This is a genomic window from Sphingorhabdus sp. (assembly GCF_044354325.1).
In the GTDB taxonomy this organism is placed as follows: domain Bacteria; phylum Pseudomonadota; class Alphaproteobacteria; order Sphingomonadales; family Sphingomonadaceae; genus Sphingorhabdus_B.
Genome location: NZ_JBILAF010000099.1, coordinates 1 through 7,503, shown reverse-complemented (window position 1 = coordinate 7,503; position 7,503 = coordinate 1). Strand labels below are relative to the sequence as shown.

Genomic DNA, 7,503 nt, shown 5'->3' with positions numbered 1-7,503 from the left:
TCCCCAAAAGCACCTAACAGGGCCATATATGCGCATATTGATTTACTTACTGGCGATGTTGAGCGGATTTTCCGCTGCGGAGGCTGCGCGCCCCGTTTCTTCATCGTCTATGTCAGTGGATTCGGCCGCAGTTCAGGCTTACGCCACCGCTTCTGCTCAGGAAGCCGATAACGCGTTTGAGCAGCCTGTGCATGTGACGCCAACTGCGCGCGTGCATCTGATGCCCGTCGAAGGCAGCATCGCGTTTGTTGCATTGGCTCCCGACACGCCCGTTTATCGGCACGATATTATTTTAGGGTAGGGCTTTTGCACCCGCTGCGGTGCACCTTTTTTATACCCTATTTCGCGCCAACTTGTGCGCGTCTCCCACATGATTTTAAAGGAATTAGTTATGCTCGGCGGAATTGCCAAAGCCATTTTCGGTTCGTCCAACGACCGTTACGTCAAATCGATCATGAAGATCGTCGACAAGATCAACGCGCTCGAAGACCAAATTTCGGTCATGGATGACGAACGGTTGAAGGGTCAGACCCAGATTTTCCGTGACCGCCTGACTGCCGGCGAAACGCTGGACGATATTTTGCCTGAGGCATTTGCGACAGTTCGTGAGGCGTCGAAGCGTGTCATGGGTATGCGCCATTTCGACGTACAGATGGTCGGCGGCATCGTACTCCATCGCGGCGAAATTGCCGAAATGCGCACCGGTGAAGGCAAGACGCTGACCGAGACTTTGGCGTGCTATTTGAACGCGATTGAAGGCAAGGGTGTCCATGTTGTAACCGTGAACGACTATCTTGCGCGCCGTGACGCCGAATGGATGAGCAAAATTTACGGCTTTCTTGGGTTGACCACGGGTGTGGTTGTTCCGAACATTCCCGAGCATGAACGCCGTGCCGCTTATGATTGCGACATCACCTACGCGACCAACAATGAACTTGGTTTCGACTATCTGCGCGACAATATGAAATATGAACGCGCACAAATGGTGCAGCGTCCATTTAACTTTGCAATTGTCGACGAAGTGGATTCGATCCTGGTCGATGAAGCGCGGACACCGCTGATTATCTCGGGCCCAACCGATGATAAATCAGAACTATATATGCAGGTGCATGCGGTTGTCCTTCAACTCGACGACGGCGATTACGAAAAAGACGAAAAGAGCCGCAATGTCACGTTGACCGAAGACGGCACGGAAAAGGCCGAGCGTTTGCTTGAGGGCGCCGGATTGCTGACCGGCACCAACCTGTATGATTATGAAAACACCTTGGTTGTGCACCATCTGGATCAGGCGCTCAAAGCCAATGTGATGTTCAAGCGCGACATTGATTACATCGTCAAAGAAGGCAAAGTCATCATCATCGACGAATTCACCGGTCGTATGATGGACGGGCGTCGCTGGTCAAACGGCCTGCATCAGGCAGTCGAAGCCAAAGAAGGCGTGGATATTGAGCCAGAGAACCAAACGCTCGCAACAATCACCTTCCAGAACTATTTCCGCATGTATCCCAAATTGTCGGGCATGACCGGAACCGCGGCGACCGAAGCCGGTGAATTCCACGAAATTTACAAGCTGAATGTCGTTGAAATTCCTACCAATTTGCCCGTGCAACGTATTGATGAAGACGACCAGTTCTACAAAAACACGCAGGACAAATTTGGCGCCATCGCAAAGACCATTCGTGAAGCAAATGAGCGGGGCCAGCCCGTATTGGTTGGTACTGTTTCCATTGAGAAGTCCGAATTGCTTTCCGAGTTCCTGGAAAAGGAAAATGTGAAGCACAGCGTGCTCAATGCGCGTTTCCACGAAAGCGAAGCGCGTATTGTCGCGCAAGCCGGTCGTTTCGGCAGCGTAACCATTGCCACCAACATGGCTGGGCGCGGCACGGATATTCAGCTGGGCGGTAACTTTGAATTCCGTTTGGAAGATGAATTGCGTGATGTGCCAGAGGGCCCGGAGCGCGATGTCGCAATTGAAGCATTGAAAGCCGAAATCGCTGCTGAAAAAGCTAAGGTTGTCGAAGCGGGTGGCTTGTTTGTTCTGGCGACAGAGCGGCATGAAAGCCGCCGAATTGATAACCAGCTGCGTGGCCGTTCGGGCCGTCAGGGTGACCCCGGTCTCTCGCGCTTCTATCTCTCGCTCGACGATGATCTTCTGCGTATATTCGGTTCGGAAACATTGTTCTCGCGCATGATGAATTCCAGTCTGGAAGACGGAGAGGCCATCGGCGGCAAGTGGCTTTCAAAAGCCATCGAAACCGCACAGCGCAAGGTCGAAGCGCGGAACTACGATATCCGCAAGCAGCTGGTGGAATATGACGACGTCATGAACGACCAGCGCAAGGTGATTTACGACCAGCGCAGCGAAATTATGGACGCCGAAGCCGTCGACGATATCATTGAGGATATGCTCAACGACACGGTCAACAATCTGGTTGGCGATCACTGCCCAGAAGGCACCTATCCCGAACAATGGGATGTTGATGGACTGAAGCAGAAATGCGCGCAAGTTCTGGGGCTTGCTCCGGACATCGATAGCTGGCTGCAGGAAGACGGCCTTGAGCCCGAAATCATTGAAACCCGAATTGCCGACCTGGCGACCGCCAGGTTTAAGGCAAAGGGCGCAGATCTGGACGAAACTGTATGGCGTCAGGTCGAAAAAAGCATTTTGCTGCAAACGCTCGACCATCATTGGAAAGAGCATTTGTCGACTTTGGATGCCCTGCGTCAGGTTATTTACTTGCGCGCTTATGCGCAGAAGAACCCGGTCAACGAATATAAGCAGGAAGCATTTGGCCTGTTTGAACGCATGTTGGCTGCCATTCGTGAAGGCGTGACCAAGACAATCGCCACCAACGAATTCCGCGCAGAAGAAGAACTTGTTTCGCCTCAACTGCCTGAATTGCCGGATTTCCTGACGACACATATCGACCCGTTCACGGGTGAAGATGACAGCAATGACATCGACGCAGGTTCACTTGGGTTCGTCACGACGACGATCCCACGCCCAGAGATCGCGTCGGGTGCAAACGATCCGTTTGCGGGCAACCCGGACTTGCGCCGTAACGACCCATGCCCTTGCGGTTCCGGGCAGAAGTATAAACACTGTCACGGCGCGTATTAAAGGCATTGAGCGGGGAGGGCGGGGATGATCTGGTTGGCAGGATTCTTCGCTCTCGTCGCTTTTGTCTATGCCTCCGTCGGCTTTGGCGGGGGTTCGACCTATACCGCGCTGCTGGCGCTGTGGGGCGTTGATTATCGGCTAATCCCGGTCATCGCCTTGTTATGCAATATCATTGTCGTGACGGGCGGCAGCATGCGCTTCATACGCGCCGGGCTGGTGTCTTGGCCGCAAGTCATGCCATTGTTGCTGGTATCCGCGCCGCTCGCGTTTCTGGGCGGGCTTGTGCCTCTAAAGCAATGGATTTTCCTCACGATATTGGGCGGGGCATTACTTGCCTCTGCCATTGCCCTGCTGCTTCAGCCTGAAAAGCTGTCGGCGCGTACGTTGCCCAAGCCATTGCTGTTGGCGATTTCTGGCGGCGTTGGTCTGCTGGCTGGTCTATCCGGGATTGGCGGCGGAATATTCATGGCGCCGATATTGCACCTTATCCGCTGGGCGGAGGCGCGGCGCATCGCCGCCTTTGCTTCGCTCTATATCTTGATTAATTCGGCCGCCGGTTTGGCTGGGCAAGTCATAAAGGCAGGGGCACAGTCACTTGCTGCGCCTGCGATGGAATATGGCCTGTTGCTCGCGGCCGTGCTGGTCGGTGGACAAATCGGAAGCATATTCGGAATGCGCTATTTGTCGCCGCGGCTTCTGCGCACATTTACCGCGATATTGGTCGGCTACGCCGCGCTGCGGCTGTTGTGGCAGGCGCAGGGGCTGCCATAATATTATGAGCCAGAAAAAATGGCTCCCCGGGAGGGATTCGAACCCCCGACCAATTGATTAACAGTCAACTGCTCTACCACTGAGCTACCAGGGAACAGCCCGATATGCTCGGGCAGAGGCGCGCCTATAGCAGCGCTTTTTCGCATTTGGCAAGCGCCCATTGCCAGTTCAGACAATAAATTGTTCCATTGCAATGCGATCATCCAGTGCATGTTCGGGATCGAACAAAAGCGTGAGTGATCGATTGCGGTCTAACGCCACTTCTACTTGCGCAATATCGCGGATTTCGCGTTGGTCGGCAACCGCGCTGACGGGGCGTTTGCTGGCCTCCAAAATGTTGATTTTGATGACATAGCGGTCCGGAAGAATGGCACCTTTCCAACGACGGGGCCGAAAGGGGCTGATGGGCGTCAGCGCCAGCAAAGACGAATCGAGCGGCAATATGGGGCCGTTTGCGGACAGATTATAGGCGGTCGAACCTGCGGGCGTGGATACCAATATGCCGTCACTGATAAGTTCCGGGATCACCGCCCGGCCATTGACAGAAATCTCTAGCTTGGCCGCTTGCCGGGTTTCACGCAGTAACGAGACTTCGTTGATCGCCGGCAAAGTGAATTTTTGACCGCTGACGGTTGTGATATCTGCCGTCAGGGGACGAACCGAGAAGGCCTTTGCGCGCCGCAGCCGGCTGTGCAGGTCATGCAGATCCCAGCTGTTCATTAGGAAGCCGATCGTGCCCAAGTTCATGCCGTAGGCAGGAATGTCGCGGCGGCTTTCCAGTAATTGATGCAAAACCTGCAGCATGTGGCCATCGCCGCCAAGGACGATTACGGCGTCGGCGCTATCCAACGACACAAAATCATGGACTTCACGGAGCTGTGCTTCGGCCTCGCGCGCCTGCGGCGTCGCTGACGATATTATCGCAAGTTGCGTATATTGAGTCATCCACCTGTTGCATTCATATGTCGCTTCAACCTCAAGTCAGGCTGCGCGAATTGGTTTTCAAATTCATGGCGTTGGGGTTTAAGCCGCAAAGCCGTCTGAAGCAAATGGTCGACGTCGGAAGGCACCCCTTCGCGCAATGCTTTGCGCAAATCGACGTGGAGTTCCGACCCAAGGCACATATAGATTTTGCCATCGGTGGTAAGGCGGATGCGATTGCAATGGTCGCAGAAATTCTGGCTCATTGGCGTGATAAGGCCCAGGCGCAGACCCAATGGGTCGACGCGCCAATAACGGGCAGGGCCGGCGCTTTTATGCGCCAGCGGATGCAGGTCATAATGTTGGCGGATGGGCGCCGTGAAGGCGTCGAGCGAGATATATTGCGCCTCGCGCTCCGACACGCCGGTTCCCAGCGGCATTGTCTCAATAAGGGTGAGATCAAAGCGATGCTCCGCGCAAAACGCCATCATGGGCATGAGCGCGTCTTCATTTTCGCCTTTTAAGGCAACCATGTTGATTTTGATGGCGAGGCCATTGGCTTTGGCAGCGTGAATGCCCTTCAATACAGTGTCGAGGTCTCCCCCGCGGCTGATCGTCTTGAACTGGTCCGGGTTGAGCGTATCCAAGCTTACATTGATACGCTTCATGCCAGCGCTGGCAAGAATGGGCGCGAATTGTTCCAACCGGCTGCCGTTGGTCGTCATCGTCAACTCTTCAAGCGCACCGCTTTTCACATGCTGCCCAAGGGCGTTGATCAGAATTGCAATGTCGCGGCGCACCAGCGGTTCGCCCCCCGTTAGGCGAATTTTGCGAATGCCATGGTCTATAAACCGAGCGACCAGCGTCGTGATTTCATCATAGCTCAGCAAATCGGGATACGGCAAAAAGCTCTGCATTTCGGGCATGCAATATGTGCAACGGAAATTGCAACGGTCGGTCACCGATATCCGTAAATAGTCGATACTGCGTCCAAATCCGTCGATCATTTTTGCGATGTAAGCGGAAAAGCTTGCGCTACCAAGCTGAATTAATTTGCCGAAAGGGTTCGGAAAGTTTTTCGCTGCTATGGGCGCGGAGGGGAGCCATGCCGGCGGGCAAGATTTGCCAGGCCGCGCGATAGCTGCAAACAGCCGTTGAGCCGCGCTGCGGGGTCGCCCCATATGCGGTTGATAACCAGCTTGCTGTCCGGACGCAGCTTTGCGGTCTCGCCCAATTTGTCGACATAGGCCAACAACCCTGAGACATTGGGCGGTGTGTCCTGATGGAAACTGACCAACGTACCACGCGCGCCAACCTCAATTTTTGCGACCTGCGCAACGAGCGCATTTTGCTTGATCTGGATAAGCTTCAGCAGGTTCTGCGTTGGTTCCGGTATCGGGCCGAAGCGATCGGTCATTTCCGCGGCAAAACCTTCGATATCCTGACCTTCTTCGAGATCGTTCAAACGGCGATAGAGCGCCATGCGGACCGAAAGATCGGGTACATAATCTTCGGGAATAAGGATTGGCGCATCGATGGTGATTTGCGGCGAGAAGCTGCCGCGCGGTTTCGCGAGGCCATGCGCGCCGGCACGTGCCTCCAAGATCGCTTCTTCGAGCATCGATTGGTACAATTCAAAGCCGACCTCTTTGATATGGCCGGACTGTTCATCGCCCACCAAGTTACCCGCACCGCGAATGTCGAGATCGTGGCTCGCAAGCTGGAACCCGGCACCAAGGCTGTCGAGGTCACCAAGCACCTTGAGACGCTTTTCCGCCGTTTCGGTCAGTACGCGATTCGGTTCATGCGTTAGATAGGCATAAGCGCGGGTTTTCGAACGCCCGACGCGACCGCGCAGCTGATATAATTGGGCAAGGCCAAAGCGGTCGGCGCGGTGGATGATCAAGGTGTTCGCGCTCGGTATATCCAGTCCGCTTTCGACAATCGTCGTCGATAGAAGGACGTCGTAGCGCTTTTCATAAAAAGCGCTCATGCGCTCTTCGACCTGCGTCGGTGACATTTGCCCGTGCGCGGTGACATATTTTACTTCAGGCACTTCAGTCCGCAGATATTCTTCGATCTCGGTGAGGTCGGTTATGCGCGGCACGACAAAGAAGCTTTGCCCGCCGCGATAATGTTCGCGCAGCAACGCTTCACGCAGCACCACGGGGTCCCATGGCATAACATAGGTACGCACCGCCAGACGGTCGACAGGCGGCGTCTGAATGACGGACAGCTCACGCAGACCAGACATTGCCATTTGCAATGTCCGCGGGATCGGTGTCGCCGTCAGCGTCAGCATATGCACGTCGGTCTTCAGCGCTTTCAATTGCTCCTTATGATTGACGCCGAACCGTTGTTCTTCGTCAACAATGACGAGGCCAAGCCGTTTGAACGCAAGCGACTTTGCAAGAACGGCATGCGTCCCAATCACGATGTCCAAAGTGCCATCCGCCAAGGCTTCACGCGTTTGCGTGGCTTCTGCGGCAGGAACAAGCCGTGAAAGCCGGCCGAGCTTTAGCGGCAGGTCACGGAAACGTTCGGCGAAATTCGAATAATGCTGCCGTGCCAGCAATGTCGTCGGCGCAATGACCGCGACCTGAAGCCCCGCCATTGCCGCTGCAAAAGCCGCGCGCATGGCGACTTCGGTTTTTCCAAACCCGACATCGCCGCACACGAGCCGGTCCATG

Annotated in this window: 6 protein-coding genes and 1 tRNA gene; 3 read left to right on the top strand and 4 right to left on the bottom strand. The window is 55.0% G+C overall.

The annotated features are described in order from the left end of the window. The 3 genes from ACIQ0G_RS08885 to ACIQ0G_RS08875 all read left to right on the top strand — a co-directional run. Window positions 1-301: hypothetical protein (locus ACIQ0G_RS08885; RefSeq protein ID WP_397577600.1), on the top strand; the 301-nt coding region annotated here is incomplete at its 5' end. A gap of 90 nt (window positions 302-391) precedes the next feature. Next, window positions 392-3,121 carry a preprotein translocase subunit SecA gene (secA, locus tag ACIQ0G_RS08880; RefSeq protein WP_397577599.1) on the top strand — a complete coding sequence of 910 codons (2,730 nt, stop codon included), beginning with the start codon at window positions 392-394 and terminating at the stop codon, window positions 3,119-3,121. Window positions 3,122-3,145: 24 nt separating this feature from the next. Continuing rightward, a complete protein-coding gene (locus ACIQ0G_RS08875; protein WP_397577598.1) occupies window positions 3,146-3,892 on the top strand; it encodes a sulfite exporter TauE/SafE family protein in 747 nt (248 codons plus the stop codon). 19 nt (window positions 3,893-3,911) lie between these two features. On the opposite strand, the gene ACIQ0G_RS08870 is transcribed toward ACIQ0G_RS08875, so the two are convergent. The 4 genes from ACIQ0G_RS08870 to ACIQ0G_RS08855 form a co-directional block, all read right to left on the bottom strand. After that, window positions 3,912-3,986: transfer RNA gene (locus ACIQ0G_RS08870), tRNA-Asn, on the bottom strand. A 74-nt stretch (window positions 3,987-4,060) separates the two neighbouring features. Beyond that, the gene (locus ACIQ0G_RS08865; protein WP_397577597.1) at window positions 4,061-4,837 is read right to left on the bottom strand and encodes an NAD kinase; all 777 of its coding nucleotides are present in this window, start codon (window positions 4,835-4,837) and stop codon (window positions 4,061-4,063) included. Beyond that, window positions 4,834-5,820, bottom strand: a complete 987-nt coding sequence (gene moaA, locus ACIQ0G_RS08860; protein ID WP_397577596.1) for a GTP 3',8-cyclase MoaA — start codon at window positions 5,818-5,820, stop codon at window positions 4,834-4,836. The genes ACIQ0G_RS08865 and moaA overlap by 4 nt, the downstream gene beginning before the upstream one ends. A gap of 77 nt (window positions 5,821-5,897) precedes the next feature. Further along, window positions 5,898-7,503: TRCF domain-containing protein (locus tag ACIQ0G_RS08855; RefSeq protein ID WP_397577595.1), on the bottom strand; the 1,606-nt coding region annotated here is incomplete at its 5' end.